At 67.5% G+C, this 2,150-nt stretch carries 2 protein-coding genes; both read left to right on the top strand.

What is annotated here, in order from left to right:
• Positions 1 to 449, top strand: a 449-nt coding sequence (locus QZ609_RS26605) for a hypothetical protein (RefSeq protein ID WP_295501555.1), incomplete at its 5' end; no start/stop codon positions are given.
• A gap of 74 nt (positions 450 to 523) precedes the next feature.
• Positions 524 to 2,150: DUF1800 family protein (locus QZ609_RS26600; RefSeq protein ID WP_295501552.1), on the top strand; the 1,627-nt coding region annotated here is incomplete at its 3' end.

Here is a 2,150-nt window from a genome sequence, read left to right as displayed (position 1 = left end):
TGCCTGTTATCGATTGTCGCGCAATGATGCATGGCGCATCGGTTTCCAGCAACAAGGACGTGGCTTCTCAACTCCCCTTTTCGACTCGGTCAATGACGTTCCGGCAGCGGTTGGCGCTGCTGGCCTGTGCGCTCGCCCTGTGCGCGGCCGGATTGCCGGCGCACGCACGCAACGATCGCGGCGGGTCAGGCGGATTTGGCGGATTCGGCGGCTTTTTCGGCGGCGGGCATGCAATGCAGGCCGGCGGGCCGCACAAAGGGAACGGACCGGGCCCAGGGCGCGGCAATGGCGGCGATGAGCGCGGCCGCCGCGCCGCCGCGATGGAAAACCGCCGTGGCGAGAACCCCGACCGGCCACCCCCGCAGCGCAAGCTGTCTCCCGAGGAACGCAAGCAATTGCGTCAGAACATCTACGACGTCACGCGCGATATCTATCACCGTGGCGGGTAAGTAGGTCAGCCCCGGGGAACGGCGCACCAGTTGCTGCCCCGGCAAGTGGGCAGGGGTCGACTCGGGGGACCGACATGAGAGTCATCGGCTGGACGACGATTTCCGTGGCGCTGGCGTTTGCCGGCATCGTCAACAACCTTCCTGCCCAGGCGCAGACCCAGCCGCCGACGGCCACGCGCCACGCGCACCGCGCCGGCCACGCCCAGGCGCCGGCCGCAGACGCTGAAGAGCAGCGCCTGGACCGCGAAGACGCGCGCTTCTTCCTCACCCGCACCGGTTTTTCCCCCGCCGAGAGCGAACTCGATGCCTACGCCGGGCTGACCCGCCGCGAGGCCGTCGACCGGCTGCTGGCCCAGACCGGCACCGTCGCCACCCAGCCGCCGCCGGCTTGGGTCACAGAACCGATCGTCCCTTACAACAAGCTGCCCGACGAAGACGCCCGCAAGGCCGCGCGCCAGAAGAACGGTGCGCGTGAGCTGGAGCTGCGCGCCTGGTGGATGGGCGAGATGATCAAGACGCCGTCGCCGTTGACCGAGCGCATGACGCTGTTCTGGCACAACCACTTCGTCTCCAGCTCGCAGAAGGTGCCGTTCGCGCAGCTGATGTACCGCCAGAACGTGCTGCTGCGCCAGGATGCCGTCGGCAACTTCGGCGCCATGCTGCACGCTACGGCCAAAGATCCGGCGATGCTGGTCTACCTCGATGGCGCCGAGAGCCGCAAGGGCAAGCCCAACGAGAACTTCGCCCGCGAGGTGATGGAGCTCTTCACGCTGGGTGAGGGCCACTACACCGAGCAGGACATCAAGGAAGCGGCGCGCGCCTACACCGGCTGGAGCGTCGATCGCGACCACGATTTCGCCTACCTCTGGCGCCCGCAGATCCACGACACCGGCAGCAAGACCGTCTTCGGCCAGAGCGGTGACTACGACGGCGACCAGATGCTCGACATCCTGCTCGCGCGGCCGGAGACCGCCACCTTCATCGTCACCAAGCTGTGGCGCGAGTTTGTCTCGCCCGATCCGGATACGGCGCAGGTGGAGCGCGTCGCCAACGCGTTCCGATCGAGCGGCTACGACATCAAGGTGGCGCTGCGCGAGCTGTTCATGACGCCGGCGTTCTGGGCGCCGCAGACGCGCGCGACGCTGGTGAAATCGCCGGTGGAGATGATTGTCGGCACGCTCAAGGCATTCAACGTGCAGTACTCCGATCCGACGCCGTTCGCGATCAAGTCGGCCCAGCTTGGGCAGAACCTGTTTGCGCCGCCCAACGTGAAGGGCTGGCCGGGTGGCGATGCGTGGATCAACTCGACCACACTCTTGAGCCGCAAGCAGTTCCTCGACCAGCTGTTCCGCTCCACCGAGATGAAGGCGCCGCCGGCCCAGGCGCAAGCGCAGAAGCCCGGCGTGATGATGGCCGCCATGCGCCAGGACCTGAAGGAGGGCGGCACCGTCCCGGGCCTGGGCCAGGCGCTCAAGGGCATGGGACAGGAGGGCCGCTTCAAGCTGGCGCAGTCGCAGACCATGGTGTCGTTCAACGCGGCCAAGTGGCTGCAGCAGTTCGGGGCCGATGCGGATGACCCGCCGCAGCTGGGGCCGCGCATCTCCATCCAGCGCGCCGTGCTGCCGATCGAACCGACTGCGCCGATCCCCGTCAAGCTGGCCGGTACGGCGTACCTGCGCACGCTGATGATGGACCCGGCTT

This window comes from uncultured Ralstonia sp. (assembly GCA_913056305.1).
In the GTDB taxonomy this organism is placed as follows: domain Bacteria; phylum Pseudomonadota; class Gammaproteobacteria; order Burkholderiales; family Burkholderiaceae; genus Ralstonia.
The sequence above is the reverse complement of the archived record's forward strand: the minus strand, read 5'-3'. Positions and strand labels throughout refer to the sequence as shown.